23 protein-coding genes are annotated in these 23075 nt (G+C 69.9%); 10 read left to right on the top strand and 13 right to left on the bottom strand.

Annotation, left to right across the window (positions count from 1 at the left end; genetic code table 11):
* Nucleotides 1-2: 2 nt before the first annotated feature.
* The 6 genes from C998_RS0107550 to C998_RS0107525 are packed head-to-tail and all read right to left on the bottom strand — an operon-like array spanning nucleotide 3 to nucleotide 4081.
* Nucleotides 3-623, bottom strand: coding sequence for a LolA-related protein (locus tag C998_RS0107550; RefSeq protein ID WP_018870255.1), 621 nt, complete (start codon nucleotides 621-623; stop codon nucleotides 3-5).
* Nucleotides 613-1506 carry a hypothetical protein gene (locus C998_RS0107545; protein ID WP_018870254.1) on the bottom strand — a complete coding sequence of 298 codons (894 nt, stop codon included), beginning with the start codon at nucleotides 1504-1506 and terminating at the stop codon, nucleotides 613-615. Before C998_RS0107545 ends, C998_RS0107550 begins: the two co-directional genes overlap by 11 nt.
* Entirely contained in the window at nucleotides 1503-1829 is a 327-nt protein-coding gene (locus C998_RS0107540; RefSeq protein WP_018870253.1) for a hypothetical protein, read from the bottom strand. Before C998_RS0107540 ends, C998_RS0107545 begins: the two co-directional genes overlap by 4 nt.
* A gap of 1 nt (nucleotide 1830) precedes the next feature.
* The gene (locus tag C998_RS0107535) at nucleotides 1831-3201 is read right to left on the bottom strand and encodes an AMP-binding protein (protein ID WP_018870252.1); all 1371 of its coding nucleotides are present in this window, start codon (nucleotides 3199-3201) and stop codon (nucleotides 1831-1833) included.
* Complete coding sequence (locus tag C998_RS0107530; protein WP_018870251.1) at nucleotides 3198-3812, bottom strand: hypothetical protein; 615 nt, start codon at nucleotides 3810-3812, stop codon at nucleotides 3198-3200. The genes C998_RS0107535 and C998_RS0107530 overlap by 4 nt, the downstream gene beginning before the upstream one ends.
* On the bottom strand, nucleotides 3809-4081 hold the full coding sequence (locus C998_RS0107525; RefSeq protein ID WP_018870250.1) for a phosphopantetheine-binding protein: 273 nt from the start codon (nucleotides 4079-4081) through the stop codon (nucleotides 3809-3811). The genes C998_RS0107530 and C998_RS0107525 overlap by 4 nt, the downstream gene beginning before the upstream one ends.
* A gap of 119 nt (nucleotides 4082-4200) precedes the next feature.
* On the opposite strand from C998_RS0107525, the gene C998_RS0107520 reads away from it, so the two are divergent.
* On the top strand, nucleotides 4201-4920 hold the full coding sequence (locus C998_RS0107520) for a YdcF family protein (protein WP_018870249.1): 720 nt from the start codon (nucleotides 4201-4203) through the stop codon (nucleotides 4918-4920).
* An 18-nt stretch (nucleotides 4921-4938) separates the two neighbouring features.
* Here C998_RS0107520 and C998_RS0107515 read toward each other — a convergent pair whose 3' ends face one another.
* The 6 genes from C998_RS0107515 to C998_RS0107490 all read right to left on the bottom strand — a co-directional run bounded on the left by C998_RS0107515 (nucleotide 4939) and on the right by C998_RS0107490 (nucleotide 12798).
* Nucleotides 4939-5268: a hypothetical protein gene (locus tag C998_RS0107515; RefSeq protein ID WP_018870248.1), complete on the bottom strand. Its 330-nt coding sequence runs from the start codon at nucleotides 5266-5268 to the stop codon at nucleotides 4939-4941.
* Between the two features lie 23 nt (nucleotides 5269-5291).
* Nucleotides 5292-6494 carry an alanine--glyoxylate aminotransferase family protein gene (locus C998_RS0107510; RefSeq protein ID WP_026279524.1) on the bottom strand — a complete coding sequence of 401 codons (1203 nt, stop codon included), beginning with the start codon at nucleotides 6492-6494 and terminating at the stop codon, nucleotides 5292-5294.
* A gap of 112 nt (nucleotides 6495-6606) precedes the next feature.
* Nucleotides 6607-7875, bottom strand: a complete 1269-nt coding sequence (glcF, locus tag C998_RS0107505) for a glycolate oxidase subunit GlcF (RefSeq protein WP_018870246.1) — start codon at nucleotides 7873-7875, stop codon at nucleotides 6607-6609.
* A gap of 13 nt (nucleotides 7876-7888) precedes the next feature.
* A complete protein-coding gene (gene glcE, locus C998_RS0107500) occupies nucleotides 7889-8998 on the bottom strand; it encodes a glycolate oxidase subunit GlcE (RefSeq protein WP_018870245.1) in 1110 nt (369 codons plus the stop codon).
* Between the two features lie 58 nt (nucleotides 8999-9056).
* Complete coding sequence (locus C998_RS0107495; protein WP_018870244.1) at nucleotides 9057-11822, bottom strand: TRAP transporter permease; 2766 nt, start codon at nucleotides 11820-11822, stop codon at nucleotides 9057-9059.
* Nucleotides 11815-12798, bottom strand: coding sequence for a TAXI family TRAP transporter solute-binding subunit (locus C998_RS0107490; RefSeq protein WP_018870243.1), 984 nt, complete (start codon nucleotides 12796-12798; stop codon nucleotides 11815-11817). Before C998_RS0107490 ends, C998_RS0107495 begins: the two co-directional genes overlap by 8 nt.
* Nucleotides 12799-12976: 178 nt before the next feature.
* Between C998_RS0107490 and C998_RS0107485 the strand changes: the two genes are divergently transcribed.
* Complete coding sequence (locus tag C998_RS0107485) at nucleotides 12977-14335, top strand: diguanylate cyclase (protein WP_018870242.1); 1359 nt, start codon at nucleotides 12977-12979, stop codon at nucleotides 14333-14335.
* Between the two features lie 55 nt (nucleotides 14336-14390).
* Here the strand turns inward: C998_RS0107485 and trxA are convergent, their stop codons facing one another.
* Nucleotides 14391-15380: a thioredoxin gene (trxA, locus tag C998_RS0107480; RefSeq protein WP_018870241.1), complete on the bottom strand. Its 990-nt coding sequence runs from the start codon at nucleotides 15378-15380 to the stop codon at nucleotides 14391-14393.
* A 318-nt stretch (nucleotides 15381-15698) separates the two neighbouring features.
* Here trxA and parE point away from each other — a divergent pair, with 318 nt between their 5' ends.
* The 8 genes from parE to C998_RS0107440 all read left to right on the top strand — a co-directional run bounded on the left by parE (nucleotide 15699) and on the right by C998_RS0107440 (nucleotide 23064).
* Nucleotides 15699-17585 (top strand): DNA topoisomerase IV subunit B, encoded by a 1887-nt coding sequence (gene parE / locus C998_RS0107475; RefSeq protein ID WP_018870240.1) that lies wholly within the window; start codon nucleotides 15699-15701, stop codon nucleotides 17583-17585.
* 12 nt (nucleotides 17586-17597) lie between these two features.
* Nucleotides 17598-17852 (top strand): Smr/MutS family protein, encoded by a 255-nt coding sequence (locus C998_RS0107470; RefSeq protein WP_018870239.1) that lies wholly within the window; start codon nucleotides 17598-17600, stop codon nucleotides 17850-17852.
* A 60-nt stretch (nucleotides 17853-17912) separates the two neighbouring features.
* A complete protein-coding gene (locus tag C998_RS0107465; protein ID WP_018870238.1) occupies nucleotides 17913-18146 on the top strand; it encodes a hypothetical protein in 234 nt (77 codons plus the stop codon).
* 94 nt (nucleotides 18147-18240) lie between these two features.
* The gene (locus C998_RS0107460) at nucleotides 18241-18597 is read left to right on the top strand and encodes a DsrE family protein (protein WP_018870237.1); all 357 of its coding nucleotides are present in this window, start codon (nucleotides 18241-18243) and stop codon (nucleotides 18595-18597) included.
* Between the two features lie 10 nt (nucleotides 18598-18607).
* Complete coding sequence (locus C998_RS0107455) at nucleotides 18608-20236, top strand: hypothetical protein (protein WP_018870236.1); 1629 nt, start codon at nucleotides 18608-18610, stop codon at nucleotides 20234-20236.
* Between the two features lie 157 nt (nucleotides 20237-20393).
* On the top strand, nucleotides 20394-21854 hold the full coding sequence (locus C998_RS0107450) for a Fic family protein (protein WP_231364967.1): 1461 nt from the start codon (nucleotides 20394-20396) through the stop codon (nucleotides 21852-21854).
* Between the two features lie 14 nt (nucleotides 21855-21868).
* Nucleotides 21869-22762, top strand: coding sequence for a carbamate kinase (locus tag C998_RS0107445; protein ID WP_018870234.1), 894 nt, complete (start codon nucleotides 21869-21871; stop codon nucleotides 22760-22762).
* Nucleotides 22763-22854: 92 nt separating this feature from the next.
* Nucleotides 22855-23064 (top strand): hypothetical protein, encoded by a 210-nt coding sequence (locus C998_RS0107440; RefSeq protein ID WP_018870233.1) that lies wholly within the window; start codon nucleotides 22855-22857, stop codon nucleotides 23062-23064.
* The last annotated feature ends 11 nt before the right edge of the window (nucleotides 23065-23075 follow it).

The following is a 23075-nucleotide window of genomic DNA, read 5'->3' as shown; positions in this document are numbered from 1 at the left end:
GGTCAGTCGCGTTCGCTGGACGGGTCGCCGGATGCCGGTGCTTCGAAATGCATGCGGCTGGTGCGGTTGCCGGATTCCCAGGTGTCCATGCGCCGGATCTCGCCTTCGCGGCCGCGAATGGTGATCTCGATGATCGCCCGGCGCAGCGCGCGGTCGCGCGGGCGCAGCTCCAGTTCCCAGGCGTCGAGATCGCCGTCCAGTTCGACCTCGAAGCCGGCTTCCAGTGCCTCGCGGTCGCCCTGCAGCAGGCTGCGGAACAGCCCGGCGAAGGCCTCCAGCCCGGGTTGTTCGTCCAGACGGATCTCGCGCACCGAATCGCCGCGGGTCAGGGTCAGCTCGCGGCCCTCGATGCGCACGTGCTCGCCGCGGCGGCCGTCGGTCTCGCGGATCAGGGTATCCGGGGGCTCGAAGGCGATGCGGCCGCTCTGGCGGTCCTCCGACTGCAGCATCGGGTCCTGGCGGACTTCGCGAAACGCCATCTCCGCGGGCGCGTCGAGGCTCAGGGCCGCCAGGATCGCATCCAGGGTGTCCGCGGCGGCCGGCAGCGGCAGCCACAGCAGGGGCAGCAGGGCCAGCCATGCGAGCCGGGCGGGCCCGCGGGTGCGGTGGTGGTCAGTCGTCATGCCAGAAATCATAGAAGTTGAACCAGTTCCACGGGGCGTTCCGCACATGGGCCTCCAGGCGCCGGGCATAGTGGCAGGTCCAGTCCTGCAGCACCGCGTCGCGTTGTGCCCGCGGCGCCTCGATCGCGTCGGCAAAGTGTTCGAAGACGATATCGTAGCGGTTGCCGCCGCGATAGAGTCCGAAACACAGGATCACCGGCACCTTCAGCACCGTCGCCAGCAGCATCGGCCCCATGGGGAAGACCGCGCGGTCGCCGAGAAATTCGCACTCCACCGTGCGATCGTTTTCCACCACCCGATCGCCCAGCATGCCCACCATCTCGCCGCGTTCCACCGCCTCGCGGGCGCGGATCAGGGTGTCGGTACGCCCCAGCGGGATCACGCTGTGCGCGACCTCGGGGTTGAGCGAATCCAGCAGGCGGGTGATGACCTGGTTGTGGTCGGCGTCCATCAGGACCCGGACGGGGAAGTCGTGATGGCCGACGGCCAGGGCCCGCAGGGCCTCGAAACTGCCCAGATGGGCCCCCAGCAGGATCGCGCCGTCCCCGGAGTCCAGTGCCTGGTGGAAGATGTCGGCGCCGTGCACGCGGATATCCAGGGCCTGCTCGCGCCCGGCGAGCAGGAACACCCGATCCAGGATCACCGCGGCGAAGCTGTGCAGGTGGCGGGCGACATCGCGCACGCGCGGCGGATGCCCCAGCACCCGCCGCAGATACTGCCGGCTGTGGCGGCGGGCGCGCGGTGCCAGCAGCAGGAAATAGGCGGTAATGGGGTACAGCAGCAGGCGCCCGGCGGGGCGTCCCATGCGCAGCGCGACCCACAGGATGATGCGCAGGGCGAGGGGACTGCCGCGTTCTTCCTGAGCGCGCCAGTCCCCGCTCATGACGGGTCGGCCGGCGGTTCGGGGTCCAGCTGCCCCGCGCACAGCAGCGTATCGGAGCCGTCGTCACGGATGCAGCGGAAGGCACGGGTCCCGCGGCGCCCGGGTTCGTCGATCTCCACCCGGAACGCGGTCTCGGGAGGCAGCGGCGCCACGAATTTGATCTGCGGAAAACGCGCGGGAGCGGTCAGGCCCAGCTCCTCCGCGGCCGCCGCGACCTGTTCCAGGATCATCACGCCGGGTACCACCGGGTTGCCGGGGAAATGCCCCGGAAGGGCCGGATGGTCCTCCGGGATGCGGCGCGGCCGACTGGTCAGGCCCGCCATTTCAGACGGGCTCCCCGTGGCTGGCAAGCAGCTCCAGCAGTGCCTGACGCGGCAGCTTGCCGGTGGTCGAGCGCGGCAGGTTGTCCACCCGTACCAGCGGGCGCGGAAGGAACGCCGGGTCGAGGCGTTCGGCGAGCTGCTCCAGGATGTCGGTCTCACTCAGCTCCGGGGCCACCACCAGCGCCGCCAGCCGGGCGATCCCGGCGGCATCCGAACTGTCTGCGGGCGGAATGAACACCCCGTCCTCGACTCCGGGGAGGGTCTGCAAGTGGCGATTCAGTTCGACCAGCGAGGCCCTCTTGCCGGCGATATTGAGCATGTCGGCCAGGCGTCCGGTCATGCGGAAGCGGCCGTCCTCGGCGACCTCGATGCAGTCCGGCAGGGGAACCGGCTCGCGATGCTGCGGACCATGCGCGAGGGCCAGACCGGAGGCATCCCCGTCGGCGTGTACCCGTACCCCCGGGTACGGCGTCCAGTGGTCTTCGTGAACCGTGCGGCGGGAAGCGATGGCACCGGCCTCGGTGCAGCCGTAGATCTCGTTGACCGGGGCGCCGAAGTGCGCCTCGAGCTCCTTCGCGGTGCTGGCTTCCAGCGGTGCGGTGGCGGAGAGGATGCGTCGCGGCGCGGCAGGTGCCGACTGGCCGGAACGCAGGCAGGTCCCCAGGTGGAAAGGCGTGGAGATCAGCACCGGACGGGTCTCGCGCTCCAGCGCCGCGTGCACGTCGGCAGGGTAGAACGGACGTTCGGCGAGCAGGGTGTTGGGGCCCAGCAGGGCCGGGAGTACCGTGGACTCCAGGCCGTACATGTGCTGCGGCGGCACGGTGGCGACCAGGGCATGCCCGGGGGCACGGTCCAGCCCGAGGCGCTGCAGCGCCTGTTCGGTGACCGCGACCAGATCCCCCCAGCGTCGCGGATGGGCGGTGGGTGTCCCGGTGGATCCGGACGAGAAACCGAGGATCGCGGTGCGATCCCGGGGGATCATCGGGATGTCCGCGGGGCGAGTCGCGTTGCCGGCCCCGGCGTTGCCGCGCGCGGTGACCGCGAGGGTGCGCAGCGGGAAGTCCTCCTCGCAGGAGTCCACCAGGGCGACCGCATCGGGATAGCCGCGAGCGATCTCGCCCAGCACCGTGCGCCCGCGCGCCGGCGGCAGGAGGTTCACCTGGCCGCGCAGCAGGATGGCGCCGAACGCGACGGAGAAGCGGTAGCGGTCCTCGCACAGGTTGAAGGCCGCCGGCGCCTCGGGCAGGCGTGCGGCGAGCTCGCGCACGTCGGCCAGCCACGCGGCGCGTGCCACCGGGCGTCCGTCGATGCGGGCCAGCGGTGCGTCGACGTCCGCCAGCAGCGGGCAGGCGAGGGCCGCGGATTCGCTCATGTCTGCCTCAGGATTCGGCGATGATCGGCCCGCGCCAGCTGCATCAGATAGGCGACAAAGCCTTCGCGGGGTTCATCCGGCAGGAAACGGGCGCGCAGCGGATATTCCAGCATGAACAGGACTCCCAGCAGAAGATAGTTCAGGCCGTTGGCCACGACCGCCCATACGGTCGCCGGCGCGAACAGCGACAGCCCGGCCGAGACCACCGCCAGCAGGGCGCAGGTGCTGGCCCAGGTGGCGGTCATCACCCGGGTATAGCGATGGACCGCGGGGCTGTCCGAGGCCCCCATTTCCAGGGCATACCGCGTGATCAGTGGCGTGGAACCGGACCGCAGCGAGCGCGCGAACAGCGCCGCGATCAGGCCCGGGACCAGCACCGGCACCGCGTGGATCAGCCACTCGCCGGCCGGGGTCAGGCCGAACAGCGCCAGCGCCGCCAGCAGCCCCGTGCCCAGCAGTACTCGTGCCCGCGGGCGCAGGGACGAGGCGACGGCGAGAAACACCAGCAGCGTCAGCAGGGCCAGCGGCAACGGCTGCAGCTCGATCCATTGCCCGGCGATCACCGAAACCGGGTAGGCCAGCGCAACCGCCGCAGCCAGCCTTGCCGTCACGAGGACGTCCGGTTCGCCTCGATATGTTCACTCAGCGCACGCAGGGACGCGAAGATCCGCAGGTTGTCCTCGTCATCGGAACGGATCTGCACGCCATACGCGCGACCGATCGCCAGAGCCAGCTCGAGGGCATCGATGGAATCCAGCCCCAGACCCTCGCGGAACAGCGGGGCCTCCGGCTCGATGTCTTCCGGCGCCGTTTCCTCGAGGTTCAGGCTGTCCACGATCAATCGGGCGACTTCCTGCTCGAATGCCGTCTGCGCCCCCATAACTTCCCCCTGATGTCCCTGGTCGGGGGCGATGATACCGGTAAGACCCCGGGCTTGGTACCCTTCAAACGAAGGTGTTACTCCGGCGTCGGGTTGTGTCAGCCTTCGGCAAGGCCCGGATGCCGATCATTCTCATCCTGATCATGGAGGTCACATTGGCGCAGCATCGCCGGGTAACCCTGGGGCGCGTGGGTGCGGACGGGCTGGCGATGTTCGCGCTGTCGCAGGTCGTGATCCTGGCGACCCTCGGGGTCAGCCTGCTGCTGGCGTGGCACGGCGTGCGCCGCACCGCGCATGCACCCTGCCGGCCGCGGGCGGTGGAGACCGTGCTGGTGGCGGGGATGCAGCTGGAAGAGGGGCATCCGACCCCCGGATATCGCCTGCGGCTGCTGCGGGCGCTGCGGCTGCTGCGCCGGCATCCGCAGGCGCGGGTGCTGCTGCTGGGCGGGCAGACCGCGGCACAGGGGCCCAGCGAGGCGGCGGCCGGGGCGGCGTTCCTGCGTGAACGGGGCGTCGCGAACGCGCGCATCCGCATCGAGGACCGCTCCACGCATACCCTGGAGAACCTGCGCCATGCGCGCGATTTGATGCGCGAGGAGAGCGCCGGCTCGGACGATCCGCCGGCGGTGCTGGTGACCAGCCGCTATCACCTGGCCCGGGCGCTGGCGATCGCGCGCGGGCTGGGTCTGCACCTGCAGCCGTGCCCCGCCGAGCCCGGCCGTCATGCTGCCCGGGGGGCGGTACTGTGGCGCGAGGCCTGGCTGCTGCACTGGTACCACACCGGGCGGGTATTCGCCCGGGTGTTCCGCCGGCGCGGGATGCTCCGGCGGATTACCTGAGCGGCGGGTCGATTCCGGTCAGCCGCGGGCGGCGAGGGCCTCCTCGTTGTAGGCGGCGTCGATGGTGGTGATGGTCTTCTCCACCAGCCGGAAGCCTTCCACCGGGGCGTCGTCGGCCATGTATTTCAGCCGCACCGGCCCGATCGCCTTGACCGCCTCGGCACGCTCCAGCGTGGTGTCGGGGCCGTCGGCACCGGCCCCGTCCATCAGCGCGGTGAGGATTTCGGCCACGATCGGGTCCTTGTGTTCGCCGTTGCGGGCCTTTGCCAGGGTGCCGGCGGCATCGCCGTCCAGGAATTCCGTGTCCATGTGCCGATCCAGGTAGTTCAGCAGTTCGCTCAGGGTCATCAAAGCCTCCTCGGGTCGTTTGTTCAGCCGGTGCTGCCGGCGGCATCCATGCGGGCATAGGCCGCACGCGCCGCCGCCATCGCCCGGCCGGGTTCCACCACGCCACGATCCGCCAGTACCGCCTCCAGAGCGGACAGGCAGGTCAGCACGTTGCGTTCGTTCGCGCCGTAGCCCATCAGGCCGATGCGCCACACCTTGCCGGCGTACGGACCCAGGCCGGCACCGATCTCCAGGCCGTAGCGTTCCAGCAGCTCGCCGCGCACCGCCGCCTCGTCCACGCCCTCGGGGACATGGACGGAGTTGAGCTGCGGCAGACGGTGTTCCTCGGCCACCAGGAATTCGAGACCCATGGCCTCGAGGCCGGCGCGCAGAGCGTCGTGGTGACGGCAGTGCCGCGCCCAGCTGTTTTCCAGGCCTTCTTCCTGCAGGATCACCAGTGACTCGTGCAGGGCGTACAGGGCGTTGATCGGGGCGGTGTGGTGATACGCGCGCTTGCTGCCGCCACCCCAGTAGCCCATGACCAGGTTCAGGTCGAGGAACCAGCTCTGCACCTTGTGGCTGCGCGCCTGGATGCGGTCCACCGCGCGCTGGCTGAAGCTGACCGGCGACAGGCCGGGGGTGCAGGACAGGCATTTCTGGGTGCCGGAATAGATCGCGTCCACGCCCCAGTCGTCGACGTACAGCGGGCTCCCGGCGAGGCCGGTCACCGAGTCGACGATGGTCAGGCAGTCGTGCTCACGGGCCAGCCGGCACAGGGTCTCGACGTCCGAGCGCGCGCCGGTGGAGGTTTCGGCGTGGACGAACGCGAGGATCTTTGCATCCGGATTGCCCTTGAGCGCGTCCGCGACCTTGTCCGGGGAGACCGGGTTGCCCCAGTCGTCTTCCACCACCACGGCGGTGCCGCCACAGCGTTCGACGTTCTCCTTCATGCGTGTGCCGAACACGCCGTTGATGCAGACGATGACCTTGTCCCCCGGTTCGACGAGGTTCACGAAGCAGGTCTCCATGCCGGCCGAGCCGGGGGCGGAGACCGGCAGGGTCAGCGCGTTTTCGGTCTGGAAGGCGTACTGCAGCAGGCCCTTCATCTCTTCCATCATGCCGACGAACACCGGGTCCAGATGGCCGATGATCGGGCGACTCATCGCGCTCAGCACGCGCGGGTTCACGTCGGAGGGGCCGGGCCCCATCAGGGTGCGTTGCGGCGGAAGAAAGGAAGAAGCGGTCATCGTTTAACCTTCTGCTGTACTCGGGAAATCGGATGGCGCGAATGTAGGCCCCGCCCGGGGTGCGGGCAAGCGCCCCCACCGCGCGGCGGGAGTTCCCCGCGCCGGTTCATGGTCACCCTTCCCGGCGGTGGCGGTCCAGCAGGCTCAGCCAGTGTTCCACCCCGCGTTCGGTGCCCGACTGCAGGTGACTCAGGCAGCCGATGTTGGCCGACACGATGCGCGCCGGGGCCGCGGCCTCCAGGTGCCCCAGCTTGCGGTCGCGCAGCTGCCGCGCCATGGCCGGCTGAGTGATGGAATAGGTCCCGGCCGAGCCACAGCACAGGTGGCCCTCGGCGACCGGCAGGACCTCGCAGCCCGCGGCCTGCAGCAGCGGCTCCACGCGTCCGGCCAGGCCCTGGCCGTGCTGCAGGGTGCAGGGGGCGTGCCAGGCGATCCGGCGGTCCTCGCCGGTGACCTCGATCCCCAGCGCACGGACGGTGTCGGCGTCGAACAGCTCGCCCGGGTCGCGCACCAGCGCGGTGAGTTCGCGCGCCCGCTCGCGGTATTCGTTGTCACGGTCCAGCAGGTGGGCGTAGTCGCGCAGCATCGCGCCGCAGCCGCTGGCGGTGGAGACCACCGCATCCACCCCGCGCGCCAGTGCCGGTGCCCAGGCGTCGAGATTGGCGTGCAGGCGGGCGCGGGTGCGGTCCGCATCACTCAGGTGGTGTTCCACCGCGCCGCAGCAGCGCGCGGCGGAGACCCGTTCTACCGCGATGCCGCGTGCGGCCATCAGGCGCTCGAACGCCGCGTTGATGCGCGCGTCGATGGCATCGTGCACGCAGCCGGCCAGCAGCAGCACGCGGCCGTGCTCGAAGGGTACGGCCCCGCCCTGCAGCACCGGGTCGCCGGCGGGTCGCCCGGGACGCGGCGGGGCCGGATGGGCGGCCGGCACCTTGGCCCGCAGTTCGCCCCGCAGCAGCGGACGGGCCAGGCGCCCCGCACCCAGGGCGAGGCGGAACGGCCACCCGGCGGGCAGAGCCCGTTTGAGGGCCGCGCGCAGCAGACGTTCGCGCCAGCCGCGCGGGACGTCGCGTTCCACCGCCTCGCGGCCGAATTCCACCAGATGCGCGTAGTTGACCCCGGAGGGACAGGTGGTCATGCAGTTGAGGCAGGTCAGGCAACGGTCCAGGTGGCGCCCGGTGGCCGCATCGGCCTCGCCCTGTTCCAGTACCTGCTTGATGAGGTAGATGCGCCCGCGCGGCCCGTCCAGCTCGTCGCCCAGCTCCTGGTACGTGGGGCAGGTCGCGTTGCAGAAACCGCAGTGGACGCAGTTGCGCAGGGCCTGTTCGGCGATGCGGGCGGCCGGGTCGTCGGCGTAGCGTTCGTGGATACGGGTGTCCATGGGCGTGCTCGCTTCAGGTGCCGGTGGCGCGATCCGGGGAGCCGGGCAGCAGCGGACTGTGAAACACGCCTTCGGGGTCCATGGCCTGCCGCACCCGGGCCTCCAGCCGCTCCAGGGCGGTGCCGCGCGGATGCAGGCGCGGCGCACCGGCCGGGTCTCCGTGCCAGATGCGGGCATGTCCGCCGGCGGCCTCCACCACGGCGCGCACCCGTGCCGGCTCGGCCTCGCTGCGCAGCCAGCGCTCCCCGCCGCCCCAGTTCAGCAGCCACTCGCCGGGCAGTTCCGGCGGGGGCGTCGCCGGGGGCACGACGATGCGCCACAGGCGCTCGCCGGGCGCGGGTTCGCGCGTGAACGGCTCTGCGCGATGGTCGCGCAGACCGCGCCAGAAGCCTTCGCCATCCGCGGCCGGGGCATCCCCCAGGCGCTCGGCGGCTTCCGTGACCGCCTGTTCCCCGCCGCTCAGGCGCAGGTACATGCGGCCGTCGTTCCATGCCAGCCCGGACAGGGGCAGGGCCGTACGGCCGAGCTCGCGACAGGCGTCGATGAAGCCGGCGGCATCCAGCTCGCGCTGCAGGTACCATTCATGCGCCGGGCGTGGCAGGAGCTTGAAGCTGACCTCCAGCAGGACCCCGAGGCCGCCCAGGCTGCCCGCCATCAGGCGCGAGACATCGAAGCCGGCGACGTTCTTCATCACCTCGCCGCCGAAGCGCAGGATCTCGCCGGAGCCGTTGATCACGCGGGTGCCCAGCACGGCATCGCGCAGGCTGGCGGTCCACGGCCGGCGCGGGCCCGACAGCCCGGTGGCTACCATGCCCCCCACGGTGGCGCCCGGCCCGGGATCCCCCGGCTCGAACGGCAGCATCATGCCCACCGCCGCCAGCTCGGCTTGCAGTTCGGCCAGCGGAGTGCCGGCCCGCACGCTGACCACCAGTTCGCTGGGGGCGAGATGGGTGATGCCGCGGTGCGCGGTCACATCGAGGGGCTCGACGTCACCCGGCAGGGGGACGGGGCGGGCGATGGCCGACCGGGTCCCGCCCCCGGCGATCCACAGCCGGCGGCCGCCATCGGCGGCCTCGCGGACCGTGCGAGCAAGTTCCTGGCTGTGGTCGGCGGTCTCGGACATCGGTCTCCCGCGGGTTCGGGTGGCGGCGTCCGGCCGGTCAGGACCGGACCCGCGCGGTTCAGGCCGGGAGCGTTGGCGCCGCCGTTGCCGGGCCGGGCCCCGCAGGCGGATCGCGCCGGCGCTGGTTCCACGCGACCATCAGCCCGAGGGCCAGCGCCGGCAGGTAGAACCAGTAGGGACTGGGACGCTCCGCGGGCACCAGCACCGCGGTGATCTCCCAGCCGCCTTCCAATCCTACGCGGGCGGCGGGGCTCTCGAAAGCAACCGTGCGGATGCGCGTTCTTTCCTCCGGGTCCACGTCCAGCCCGGCCTCGGACAGGCGCTCCAGCGGGTCGTCGCGCCGCTCGCCCAGCGGGAACATCACCGTGCGGGTGACCTCGCGCCCTTCGAGGTCGAGCCCGGTCGCCCGCAGGCGCAGGCTGGCCCCGTCCGGAGCCGCGTCCACCACTTCGGTCAGGGTTGCCGGATCCTCGCTGACATGGGCCGGCGCGATGCGGTCCATCAGCACCGTCGGCGCGAGCAGGGTGAAGGCCACCACCAGCAGCAGCGCGGACTCCCAGTGACGGCTGCGGGTCAGGAACCAGCCCTGGGTGGCCGCGGTGAACGCCAGGATCCCCGCCAGTGAACCGAGGAATACCAGCGCCAGCTGGAACGCGTTGTCCACGCCGATCAGCAGCAGCTGGCTGTTGAAGATGAAGAAGAACGGCAGGGCCACGGTACGCAGGCTGTAGGCGAAGGCCTGCACCCCGGTGCGTACCGGGTCGGCCTTCGCGACGGCCGCGCCGGCGAACGATGCCAGGCCGACCGGCGGGGTGACGTCCGCCATGATGCCGAAGTAGAACACGAACAGGTGGGCCGCGATCAGCGGGATCAGGACGTCGTTCTGGGCGCCCAGTTCGACCACGATCGGGGCCATCAGCGTGGCCACCACGATGTAGTTGGCCGTGGTCGGCAGGCCCAGGCCGAGGATCAGGCTGATCAGCGCGGTCAGCAGCAGGACCAGCAGCAGGTTGCCGCCGGACAGGGTGTCGACCACGTCGGTGAGCACCAGCCCGAGTCCGGTCATCGCCACCGTGCCGACGATGATCCCCGCGGCCGCGGTGGCCACGCCGATGCCGATCATGTTGCGCGCGCCGGTGGCGAAGCCGTGGAACAGCTCCCAGACCCCGACCCATGCGGCCTGCAGCAGGCCGCCCGTGCCGCGCATCAGCGCCACCAGCGGGCGCTGGGTCAGGACGATGAAGATCATGAACGCCACCGCCCAGAACGCGGCCAGCCCCGGCGACAGGCGTTCCACCACCAGCGCCCAGACCAGCACCACCAGCGGCAGCACGAAATGCATGCCCGACAGAAGCACCGGGCCGATGCGGGGCAGCGGGCGGTCGGTGTCCAGCGGCTCGGGATCGGGTTCGCGCGCGGCGATCCACAGCAGCACCAGATAGGCCGCGAACAGCAGTCCGGCGATGATCCAGGCGGCGCGCTCGCCCGCCACGTCCTTGATCCAGCCAAGTCCCCAGTACACCGCGGCGGCGAGGATGATCAGGCTGGTCAGGGTCAGGCCGAACGCGATCAGGCGTCCGCGCAGGGTGCCGCCAACCGCGCGCTGCAGCCCCTCCATGCCGCCCTTGCAGGCCTCCAGATGCACGATGTAGAGCAGCGCGATGTAGGCGATCAGGGCCGGGAGGATCGCGTGCTTGAGCACCTCCACGTAGGAGATGCCCACGTATTCGACCATCAGGAACGCGGCCGCGCCCATCACCGGCGGCATCAGCTGGCCGTTGACCGAGCTGGCGACCTCCACCGCCCCGGCCTTGTGCGCGGGGAAGCCGACGCGCTTCATCAGCGGCACGGTGAAGGTCCCGGTGGTCACGGTGTTGGCGATGGAGGAGCCCGAGACCAGCCCGGTCATGCCCGAGGCCACCACCGCGGCCTTGGCCGGGCCGCCGCGCAGATGCCCGAGCAGGGCAAAGGCCACGCGGATGAAGTAGTCGCCGGCGCCGGCGCGTTCCAGCAACGCGCCGAACAGCACGAACAGGAACACGAAGCTGGTGGAGACGCCCAGCGCGATGCCGAAGACCCCCTCGTTGGACAGCCATTGCTGCGCCATCGCGCGCGGGTAGCTGGCGCCGCGGTGGGCGATCAGGTCGGGCATCAGCGGCCCGGCGAAGGTGTAGAACAGGAAGATCGCCGCGATGAGGGTCAGCGCCGGCCCCAGCACCCGCCGGGCGGCCTCCAGCAGCAGGATCAGGCCGATCCCGGCGACGATCAGATCGACCTCGGTGGGTGCGCCGGCGCGGTCCGCCAGGGTCTCGTGGAACAGGTACAGATACAGCGCGCTGAACGCGGCGACCGCCGCATAGAGCCAGTCGAACGCCGGGACCCGGTCCAGCGGATCGCGCCCGCGCAGCAGCGGCCAGGCCACCAGCAGCAGGGCTGCGCCCAGCGCGGCATACACCTCGCCCGGGCGCTCCAGCCCGGCGACCTGCCACGCGCCCAGTGCCAGCAGGGCGAGCCCGCCAAGGCCATAGGCAATACCGAAGGCGCGCGTCGGCAGGGTGCGCCGCGCGGTCGGCCGGAAGGCCGGGAACAGCAGGAAGGCGAGGAACACCGCGAACGCGAGGTGCACCGCCCGGGCATCGGTGTCCGACACCGTAAACCAGTCCAGCGCGTCCGGCAGCGGCGAGGCGATCCATAGCTGGAACAGCGACCATGCGACTGCGACCACGAAGATCAGGCCGCGCGTCGCGGTGCCGGGATGGCGCGCTCCGGTCTCGATCTCCTGCGGGGCGGCGGATTGCGGGGGTGTGCGTTCGGGCTCAGTCATGGATCCATCCTGCCTCGCGGAAATAGCGCCGCGCCCCCGGATGCAGCGGCGCGGACAGGCCTTCGTCCACCATCGCCTCGCGCTCCAGTCCCGCGAACGCCGGGTGCAGACCGCGGAAGGTATCGAAGTTCTCGAACACCGCGCGGGTCAGGGCGTAGGCGGCCTCGTTGCTGGTGCGCTCCGAGGTGACCAGGGTCGCGCCCACGCCATAAGTGCGGATGGTGTCTTCCTGCCCGGGATAGGTTCGGGCGGGGATCTCGGCGGCCATGTAATACGGGGTTTCGTTCACCAGGCGGTCGATGGCTTCGCCCTCCAGCGAGACCAGCCGGGCGTTGCAGGTGGCGATGGGTTCCTGGATCGCGGCCGACGGGTGCCCGACGGAAAACACGAAGGCATCCACGCGGTTGTCGCACAGGGCCTGGGCCTGTTCGCGCGAGGGCAGTTCGGCGACCCGGGCGAAGGTGTCGTGGTCCCAGCCGAGTTCGTCCAGCAGTTCTTCCATCATCGCGCGCTGACCCGAACCGGGGTTGCCGATGTTCACCCGCTGGCCGCGCAGGTCATCCAGGCTCTCGATGCCGGAGTCCGGGCGCACCACCAGGGTCAGCGGTTCGGGGTGCAGGCTGAACATCGCCCGCAGGTGACGCGCCGGGCCGAAGGCCTCGAAGCGTCCGCTGCCGTGGTAGGCGTGGTGCTGCAGGTCCGACTGGGCCACGCCGAAGTCCATGTCGCCGGAACGGATCATGTTCAGGTTGAACACCGAGCCGCCGGTGCTTTCGGCGGTGCAGCGCATGCCGTGTTTGTCGCGCGCCGCATTGAACAGCCGGCACAGGTGCTGGCCGGCGGGGTAGTACACTCCGGTGACCCCGCCGGTGCCGATGTTCACGAAGGCCTGTCCGGCCGCGGCCGGCAGGGCCAGCAGCACCCCCAGCAGGCCGAGCAGCAGGGCCGGACCGTTGCATCCGCCGTACCGGTTCATTCGCGTTTCCTCGTGACGCCTGATCGACGGGAGTCTAGGGAAACGCTGGTCAATGTGCACGCTCGCGTTGACGCCTGTCATGCTGCGGGGTCCAATGACCACCCTGCGACCGGCGTGAGGCCGGTGCGCGCCATGCGACCGGGAGTGAAGGATGTCTGAAGGAGAGCCCGCAGGGGCGGTGGCGCAGCAGCTGGTCGACGAGTGGCAGCGGCGCCTCGAACGCTGCCCCGGGCGCGTTCGTGCACGCGTGCGCGAGCTCGCGGAGCAGCACCGTGCCATGCTGGCGGAACGGTTCTATGCCGAGATGCTGGCGGACCCGGATGCCTGCGTGTTTCTCGACCACGAGGACGTCAACTCGCGGCTGGACGCCTCTCTGCAGGAATGGATCCGCGGCATCTTCTCGGTGGAGAGCGGCAGCGGCGTGGAGGAACAGGCCGCGCGTCAGGCCCATGTGGGCGACATCCACGCGCGCATCTCCATCCCCATCCATCTGGTCATGCGTGGCGCGCGCTGCGTGAAGGAGCAGCTCCTGACCCTGCTCGACCGGGATTCCGCGATGGGGCACGAAATGCGCCTGCAGGCCGCGCGGCATGTCTCCGACAGCATCGACATGGCGATGGAGCTGATGAGCCACGCCTATTCGCGCTCGCATGAGCGCAACGCCCGCGCCGAGGAGGCCTACCGTCTGTTCGCGGTGTCGGAGAACCTCGCCAGTGAGAAAGACCGCCAGCGGGCCTGCCTGCTGGACTGGGAGAACGGGCTGATGTTCGATCTGGCCATGGGGGCCTCGGGCGAGCAGCTGCCGCGGCTGGCGGCCTCCGAGTTCGGCCTGTGGTTCCGGCACAAGGGAGTGGACGCCTTTGGCGGGGCCGCGGAAACCGAGCGGGTGCTGGAGGCCATCGCCCGCATCGACGAGTTCCTGCTGCCTTCGCTGGTCTGCGTCGAGGCCCGGCAGCGGCAGGATTACCTGCGTGACGTGCGCGAGCAGGTCCGCAGCATCGACTACCATCTGGGTCAGCTGTTCGAGCGCAGCAACGAACTGGAGTCCGGGCGCGACGTCCTGACTCGGACCCTGAACCGCAAGTTCCTGCCCGTGGTACTGGGACGGCACATTGCCAGCGTACAGCAGACCCATGCCCCCTTTGCGGTACTGGCCCTGGATATCGATTATTTCAAGCGGGTCAATGACGAACACGGCCACGAGACCGGTGACCGCATCCTGCAGCAGTTCGCCACGCTGCTGGTCAGCAACTCGCGGGCCGGCGATTACCTCTTTCGCCTGGGCGGCGAGGAATTCCTGATGATGCTGGTGGACGTGGTTCCGCGCGATGCCGAACGCATCGCCGAGAAACTGCGCACCGCGGTCCGTGCCGAGCCGTTCCAGGGTGCCCATGGCGAGCAGCTCGGGCTGACCGTGAGCATCGGACTGGCCAGTCACGACGGCCACCCGGACTACCAGCGCCTGGTGCGCCGGGCCGATGATGCCCTCTACGCCGCCAAGAACGCCGGCCGCGATCGGGTCGCAACCGCCGACTGACCCGGGCCGCTCCCCCCTGCTCCCGCGGGGCAGGGTGCCCGCCCGCGGGGGGCGTTCAATACATCGCGGCCATCATCTTGCGGCGGTACTGGCTGACCAGCGGGTTGTCGTTGCCCAGGGCGTCGAAGGCCGCCAGCAGCCCTTTCTTGCCGGCGTTGTCGCCCTCGTTGTCCTTGTAGTCCGGGTGCTGCTTCATCAGCTCCAGGTACAGGCCCAGGGCCTCCTCGTAGCGACCGTGCAGCATGGAATACGCGGCCAGGGTTTCCAGGGTCTCCGGCGCCGGATCGCCCTGCTGCATCTCCTGTGTCAGCGCCTGCGGGTCGGCGCCGGCGGCCCGGCGGGAGAACCGCAGGTGGGCACGCAGGGTCTTCACCGCATCATCCTCGGCGCGGTTCAGCGGCAGCTGGTTGAGCTGCGCCTCGGCGGCGTCGGGGTCACCCGCCTGAGACAGCGCGCGCGCCAGTTCGATGCGCAGATCCGGGTCTTCGGGGAAGGCCTCCAGCGCAGTTTCCAGGGTGGCGCGGGCGGCCGTGGTGTCGCCGGCGCGGATCTGCGCGCGGGCCAGCTCGGCGCGCAGGTCCTTGTTGCCCGGGTCCACGGCCACGCCCTGTTCCAGCGCGTGTACGGCGCCAGCCGCGTCCCCGGCCTGCAGGGCGGCCAGGGCCTGCTGGCGATGGGTGTCGGAGGGACGCTCGACGTGGCGATCGATCATCTCGCGGATGGCGGATTCCGGCTGCACCCCCATCTGCTGATCCACCACCTCGCCGTGACGGAAGCACATGATGGTGGGCAGGCTGCGCACCCCGTACTGCCCGGCCAGCTCCTGGTTCTCGTCGCTGTTGACCTTGGCCAGGCGGAACGCGCCGCCGTAATCCTCGGCGATCTTCTGCAGCAGCGGCATCAGCTGTTTGCAGGGTCCGCACCAGGCGGCCCAGAAGTCGACCAGCACCGGACGCCGGTGCGATTCGTCCAGCACCGCCTGCTGGAAGCTGTCGCGGGTGACGTCGAGAATGGCATCGCCGGTGGCGTTTTCGGCTTCGGTCATCGGAAACCTCCTGAAAGATCGGAATACGGGATATGCGGTGCATTGTTGGGATCGTCCCGGCGATTGCAAGCAGCCCAGCCCCCGCGAGCTCTGGTACGCTGCGCACTGCGCGGCGCGCGGGGGCGCGGGTTCCGTCCGGAGGTTGCTTCGTCGCTTCGCTCCTCGCAATGACGGCGCTGTTCGGCAGGCCGGGCCCGGAGGCCTCTTCGGGCCTCGCAATGACCGGCGCTGAGGTACCGTCATCGCGAGGCGCGCAGCGCCGTGGCGATCTGTGCGGGCGGCCCCGGCAAAGGGCATGATCAACAAAGGGGTTCCTGAGTGAGCTATTCCGCATCCGACATCGAAGTCCTCGAGGGCCTGGACCCGGTGCGCAAGCGCCCGGGGATGTATACCGACACCGCGCGGCCCAATCATCTCGCCCAGGAGGTCATCGACAACTCGGTGGACGAGGCGGTCAGCGGCTACGCCAGCCGTATCGACGTGGTCCTGCACAAGGACGACTCGGTCTCCGTCACCGATGACGGGCGCGGCATGCCGGTGGACCTGCACCCGCGCGAGAACCGCCCGGGGGTGGAGGTGATCCTGTCCACGCTGCATGCCGGCGGGAAGTTTTCCGACAAGAGCTATCAGTTCTCCGGCGGGCTGCACGGGGTCGGGGTATCGGTGGTCAACGCGCTGTCCGAGCGCCTGGACGTGGACATCCGGCGCGACGGCCGGCGCTGGCAGATGGCCTTCGCCGGCGGTCACAAGCTGCAGGAGCTGGAGGCCGTCGGCGAGGTCGGCAAGCGCAACACCGGCACCACGCTGCATTTCTGGCCGGATGCGCAGTACTTCGACTCGGCGAAATTCTCGGTGCCGCGGCTCAAGCACATCCTGCGCGCCAAGGCGGTGCTGTGCCCGGGCCTGACCGTGACGTTTCGCGACGAGACCACCGGCGAGGCCTGCGAGTGGTGCTATCAGGCCGGTCTGCGCGACTACCTGGTGGAGGCCCTGGAGGGGCTGGAACGCCTGCCGGAAGAACCGTTCATGGGGTCGGTCTCCGGCCACAGCGAGGCGGTGGACTGGGCGGTGACCTGGCTGCCGGAAGGCGGCGAGGTGGTGTCCGAGAGCTACGTGAACCTGATCCCCACGACCCAGGGCGGCACCCACGTGAACGGCCTGCGCACCGGGCTGACCGATGCGGTGCGCGAGTTCTGCGAATTCCGCAATCTGATCCCGCGCGGGATCAAGCTGGCGCCGGAGGACGTGTGGGAACGGGTCTCCAGCGTGCTGTCGTTCAAGATGCAGGATCCGCAGTTCGCCGGGCAGACCAAGGAACGGCTGTCCTCGCGCCAGGCCGCGCCGTTCATCTCCGGGGTCATCAAGGACGCCTTCAGTCTGTGGCTCAACCAGCACCCGCAGCAGGGCGAGCGCATCGCCGAGCTGGCGATCCAGAACGCGCAGAAGCGCAGCCGCGCGGGGCGCAAGGTGGTGCGCAAGAAGGTGACCCAGGGCCCGACCCTGCCGGGCAAGCTGGCCGACTGCGCCAGCCAGGAGCTGGCGCGCACCGAACTGTTCCTGGTCGAGGGCGACTCCGCCGGTGGCTCCGCCAAGCAGGCGCGCGACCGCGATTTTCAGGCGATCATGCCGCTGCGCGGCAAGATCCTGAACGCCTGGGAAGTGGAGCCCGACCAGGTGCTGGCCTCGCAGGAGATCCACGACATCGCCGTGGCGCTGGGCGTGGATCCGGGGACGCAGAGCCTGGAGGGGCTGCGCTACGGCAAGATCTGCATCCTCGCGGACGCCGATTCGGACGGCGCCCACATCGCCACGCTGCTGTGTGCGCTGTTCCTGAAGCATTTCCGCCCGCTGGTGGAGCAGGGCCACGTGTTCATGGCCATGCCGCCGCTGTACCGCATCGATGTCGGCAAGCAGACCTTCTATGCCCTGGACGAGGACGAAAAGGCCGGAGTGCTGGAGCGTATCGAGGCGGAAAAGCTGAAGGGCAAGGTCGCGGTGACCCGTTTCAAGGGGCTGGGCGAGATGAACCCGATGCAGCTGCGCGAGACCACCATGAATCCCGACACCCGCCGTCTGGTGCAACTGACCCTGGATTCGGCCGAGGAGACCGGCAGCCTGATGGACATGCTGCTGGGCAAGAAGCGCGCCGGGGAACGCCGCGCCTGGCTGGAGGGCAAGGGGCACCTGGCCGACGTGGACGTGTGAACGGAGGCCCGTATGTCGCGGCTTTCCATCGACCTGCACGAATGCTTTCGCGATGGCCGGCGCATCGATCAGGCGCTCAACGGCGCGATCGACGAGGCCTGCGAGAAACGCATCAAGACCGTGGAGATCATCCACGGCAAGGGCAGCGGGCAGCTGAAAAAGCGGGTGCTGCGTTTTTTGCAGCAGCCGGAGGTCAAGGCGCGTTACCACCGGGTGGAGAAGGATTCGAAGAATCATGGTCGGCTGTTCGTGCATTTTCGCCACTGAATTCGCGCCGCCGTGTCGGGGCATGCGGCGCCGCCGTGCGTATGCGATAGGATGCGCGCCATGCCGACCGTTCTGCGCCTGTTCGACCGCCTGCCGCTGTGGCTGTTTGCCCTGATCGTGGCGACCGTGGGCCTGTGGCCCTGGCAGCCCGAGCCGGCGATCGCCGGACTGGTGCGCGACCTGCTGGCCGGTGAACTCGCCGGTGCGGCGGGCTGGGGCGGTCTGCTGGTGCACGGACTGCCGTGGCTGCTGATGGCGCTGCGCCTGGCCCGCCAGAGCCGGACCGGCGCCTGATCGGGTACGCTGCGGACTGTTTGAACAACAACGGGCCCGCCGGGTCCGCCAACCGGCCGCAAGGCCGACACGCGACGACACAGGAGAATCGACCATGCGCTTTATCGTTGCCGTTACCGCCGGAACCGATGACCCCACCCGCGCCACGCTGGGCATGATCGCCGCCAAGGTGGCGAAGGATCAGGGCCACGACGTGACCGTATGGCTTCAGGGCGAGGCGGCGAACATCGCCAACCGCAACGTCTACGACAAGATCGTCGGCCACAACATGCCGGCGATGAAGGACATCGTCGAGGATCTGGTCGACGCCGGCGTGCCGCTGTGGGTCTGCGAGGCCTGCGGCCGTGGTCGTGACGTGACCCCGGACAACTTCCTGGCCACCGCCGAATACGCCGGCATGGGCCATTACGTGCAGGCGGTGGCCGAGTTTGATCGCTCGATGAGCTTCTGATTCGGGCGGGTTGAGCTTCCCGCCCGAACAGTCCGGCCGGCGCCTGCGCGCCGTCCCCGGCGGGGTCCGCGTCCTGCTGACCCTGCTGCTCCTGAACGGGCTGGTCCTGGCCCTGGACATCCCGCGCCACGCGGGCCCGGGGCCGGGGTGGCTGGCCTGGGAGGCCGTGGTCCTGGCCGGACTGTTCGCCGTTCTTCCTCTGGCCACCGCGCGCGTACTGGCGCGGGTCGTGGCCTCTGCCCTCCTTGCACTGATCGTACTGGCGCTGTTCGATGCGCTGGCCCGGGTCAGCCTCGCCCGTCCGCTGAATGTCTACGTGGACATCGGCCTGCTGGATGCCGTGTTCCGGCTGCTGACCGGCAACCTGCCCACTGTCGGCGTGATCCTGGCCGTCGCGGCGCTGCTGGTCGTGATCGGGCTGGCGGTGTGGTCGCTGGCGCGTCTGCTGGCGCGCCCGGTCGTGCCCCGGGGCGCGGGTTTCGTGCTGCTGGGCGCGGGCCTCGCCGGGCTCGCGGGCCACGCGACGGGCGTGGAGCCGCCGCGCACGGCGGCGCCCGCGGTGGCGCTGGTAACGGAGCAGGTCGACGGCATGCGCGAGGCGCGGCGCGAGGATCGCGCGCTGGCGCACCGGCTGGAGGCGGATTCGCGGCTGGCCGAACCCCGGCCGCTGGAGGGCCTGGCCGGCGTCGACGTGGTGGTGGGTCTGATCGAGTCCTACGGGGTCTCGGCGCTGGAGATCCCGCGCTATGCCGAGGTGATCGAGCCGACGCTGGAGGATCTGCAGCAGGATCTCGCCGCGCGGGATCTGCACGTGGTGACCGGGGTGATGAAGGCCCCGATCGCCGGCGGGCAGTCGTGGCTGGCGCATGCCACCCTGCTGTCGGGCGTGGCCGTGCGGCATGCCGGGCAGTACCGCCGGCTGCAGGAGCGCGAGCGGGCGACCCTGGTGCAGGACTTCGCGGCCACCGGCCACCACACGGCCATGCTGGCCCCGGCTATCACCCTCGACTGGCCGGAGGGGCGCTGGTTCGGCTGGGACCGGATCCTGGACCGCGACGGCATGGACTACCGCGGGCCCCCGTTCTTCTGGGTCACCATGCCCGACGAATTCACCTGGTGGCGCTTCGAACAGGACGTGCGGCCGGACCCGCAGGGCGGGGAGGCGCCGGTGTTCGCGATGCTCGCGCTGGTCAGCAGTCACGCCCCGTGGACCCCGGTGCTGGACGTGCTGGACGACCCGGATGCGATGGACGACGGGCGGGTGTTCCACGAACAGGCCGGCGCCGGGCCCGCCCCCGAGGTGCTGTGGCGGGACTTTGACCGCGTCCGCGATCATTACGCCGAGGCGGTGCGCTACTCGCTGGAGGTCAGCGGCCACTGGGCGCGTGACCACGTGGACGAGGACACCCTGTTCCTGATGCCGGGCGACCACCAGCCGGCGGCCCTGGTCACCGGCCCGGACCCCTCGTGGGCGGTGCCGGTGCACGTGATCTCCGGGGACCCGGAGCTGCTGGAGCCGTTCCGGGCCCGCGGCTTTCACGACGGTTTCGAGCTGCCGCCGGCCACCGGGGACGAGGACATCCCCGGGTTCGAGGACCTGCGCGACTGGCTGCACGAAGATTATGGCGACGCTTCCTGACCAACCGACGGCTGCGTAATCGTTTTGTCGCGCGTTTGGGTTTTTATAACACAAATGTTTCGCCTGAATCGGTTTTGTTGCAGTCTGGGGCCATTGAACACCATGGATACGGCGTATGAGCTCATTGGGTTATCGGTGGCTGATTCGGACATTCGGATTGCCGTCCGCCCCTCTGCCCGTGTCGTCGAGTCCGGGCACGCGCCTGCGTGAAACATGGCAGGAGGACGGAGCGGTCCGGCGCGAATATCCGCCGCAGTACGACCCCGGGGATGCGCTCGCGAACCAGCTCGAATTCGCCCTGAAGCACGAGGGCGTGAATCTGGCGGTTCTCGCGGACCTGTTTCGCGCCTGTGGTCCCGCACCGATCGAGGAGGCGGTGAGCGAAAAGCCCACCGGGCGTTATCGGCGGCTGATGGGGTTCTTCTACGAACGCCTGACCGGGGAGCGCCTCGCGGTCTCGCGGACAGCGGGCGGTAACTATGTGGATGCACTGAACCCTGACCATTACCTGACCGCAGCGGAGCCGGAATTCGACCGGCGCTGGCGGGTCCGGGACAACCTTCTTGGCAATGGTGATTTCTGCCCGGTCATTCGTCGGACGCAGCGACTTGAAGACGCCCTTGCCCAGCCGCTGACCGAGGAGCTGTCCGGATTGCTCGGGGCATTTCCACCGGAACTGTTTGCCCGGGCCAACGACTATCTCTACCTCAAGGAAACGCGCTCGACCTACGGGATCGAACATGAGCCGGAACCGGTCTCCGGGCGTCTCGAGCGCTTCGTGGCATTGCTGCGTGAAGCAGGGCGGGTGCCGCTCGCGGAGCTGCTGGACGAGGCCGGCCTGACACGGCGCCAGAATCTGGTGGTGGACCCGCGCTATGCGGAAAGCGGTTTTCGCTCTGTCCAGAATTACGTGGGCGAGCAGCGGCCGGATTTCACGCAGCGTGTGCACTACGTATGCCCTCCGCCCGGATGGCTGGTCTCGATGATGGAAGGCCTGGCGACGGTGGCTACGCGGAGTCGCGGACTTTCGCCGCTGGTTCGTGCCGCGGCCGTGGGGTTCGGCTTTGTCTTCATTCACCCGTTCGAAGACGGTAACGGGCGGCTCCATCGTTTCCTGATCCACGATCTGCTGCATCGCGACGGATTCGTGGAAGGCGATCTCATGCTTCCGGTATCGGCCACCATGCTGCGTCGGATTACCGAATACGACGCGGTGCTGGAGCGTTACTCGCGGCCGCTGATGGAGGAGCGGGTCGACTACCATCTGGACCCCGAAGGGCGGCTGGAGCTGCTGAATCCGGAAGAGGTGGCCAGTTACTATCGCTACCCCGATCTGACGGCGCAGACCGAATACCTCGCGGAAACGGTGGCCCGCACCGTCCGGGAAGATCTGGTGGAAGAACTGCGTTTCCTTCGCGGTCATGACGCTGCACGCCGCGCGGTGCGCGAGATCGTGGATCTGCCGGATCGGCGTCTGGATCTGCTGCTGCGTCTTCTCCACCAGAACGAGGGGCGGCTGTCACGGAACAAGCGCGGCCAGTTCGGCGAGATCGAGGATCATGAACTCGAACGGATCGAGCAGGCCTGGCAGCAGGCATTCAGGCTCATTGACGGCTGACGGGAGGTACGGGCATGCGCATCGTGGTCGCCCTGGGGGGCAACGCACTGCTGCAGCGGGGGGAGACGCCCTCGGCCGCGAATCAGCGGCACAACGCGCGGCGCGCGGCCGCGACCATCGCCGGCCTGGCGGCGGAGCACGAGGTGATCGTGACCCACGGCAACGGCCCGCAGGTGGGGTTGCTGGCGAACCAGGCGGAATGCGACCGCATCGCCTGGCCGCTGGACGTGGTGGGTGCGGAGAGCCACGGGATGATCGGCTATATCCTCGCGCAGGAGCTGCACAACGCACTGGGACATGATCGCGTGGCAAGCCTGCTGACGCAGACCGAGGTCGACCCGCGGGACCCGGCCTTCGACGAGCCGAGCAAGTTCATCGGACCGACCTACGCCGAGGAGGCCGCGCGGCGCCTGGCACAGGAGCGTGGCTGGCGCATCGCCCGCGACGGCAAGGCCTGGCGGCGGGTGGTGGGCTCGCCCGAGCCGCGCGCGTTGCTGGGGGTGCCCGCGATCCGGACCCTGGCGGCCAGCGGGACGCTGGTGGTGTGTGCCGGCGGCGGCGGGGTGCCGGTGGCGCGCGATGCCGACGGCCGGCTCTCGGGCGTGGAGGCGGTGGTGGACAAGGATCTGGCTGCGGCCCTGCTGACCGCCGAGGTGGAGGCCGATGCCCTGCTGATGCTCACCGATGTCGATGCGGTCTATGCCGACTGGGGCACGGACCGGGCCCGGCGGCTGGACCGCCTGAAGGCCAGCGACATTGATCCGGCCGAATGGCCGCCGGGGTCCATGGGGCCCAAGCTGGATGCGGCGCGGCGGGTGGCCGCGGGCGGCCGCATCGCGGGTATCGGGGCGCTGGAGTCGGCCGCGGCCCTCCTCGCCGGGACCGCCGGGACCCGGGTGACCCCGTAACGGACGTGCCCCCGGTTGCGACCCGAGTTCTTGGCGCCGCGCCCTTGCCCCGGCACGCTGATGGCGAAGCCTTCGGAGGAGATGAGAAAGACATGAACATGCGGAAGATAAGTCCGGCCCTGCTGCTGGCCGCCGGCCTGTGGCTGGCCGGTTGCGATGGCGAACCACAGGCGGAGGACGGTCCGCCTCAGGCCCTCGGCGAGCGCCAGATGGAGCCGCAGCCGACGGATAACGAGGGCGTGCGACGCCCGCAGCAGCGGGGCATGCCGGCCGCCGACGTCAAGCGCACCGACGACGACTGACGCGGCGGAGT

This window comes from Thioalkalivibrio sp. ALgr3 (assembly GCF_000377325.1).
Taxonomy (GTDB): domain Bacteria; phylum Pseudomonadota; class Gammaproteobacteria; order Ectothiorhodospirales; family Ectothiorhodospiraceae; genus Thioalkalivibrio.
The sequence above is the reverse complement of the archived record's forward strand: the minus strand, read 5'-3'. Positions and strand labels throughout refer to the sequence as shown.